This window comes from Allobosea sp. ASV33, from assembly GCF_016428755.1.
Taxonomy (GTDB): Bacteria; Pseudomonadota; Alphaproteobacteria; order Rhizobiales; family Beijerinckiaceae; genus Allobosea.
The window spans coordinates 1-291 of sequence record NZ_JAELTI010000386.1 but is presented as its reverse complement, the minus strand read 5'-3'; the positions used below and the strand labels follow the sequence as shown (position 1 = coordinate 291).

Genomic DNA, 291 nt, shown 5'->3' with positions numbered 1-291 from the left:
ACGGACGCTTCAGCAGGCCGAACATGGTCCTGAAATCCTGGCGCTGGCCCGCCGGCAGCGACGGCAGCGCGATCACATGCCAGACGAGGTTGACGACGACGATCGGCGTCAGCGCCCAGAACACGGCACGCCAGCCGAACAGGCCGCCGAGATAGCTGCCGACTGGCGCGGCGAAGGCGGCCGCGATGGCTTGCCCGCCATACATCAGGGCCAGCGCGCGAGGCACCTCGCTTACAGGAACCAGGCGCATGATCACGGCCGTCGCGAGCGCCCAGAAGCCACCGATGCAGA

At 68.4% G+C, this 291-nt stretch carries 1 protein-coding gene; it reads right to left on the bottom strand.

The window, feature by feature from the left end:
- On the bottom strand, positions 1–291 hold a 291-nt coding region (locus JHD80_RS28335; RefSeq protein ID WP_199094002.1), incomplete at both ends, for an MFS transporter.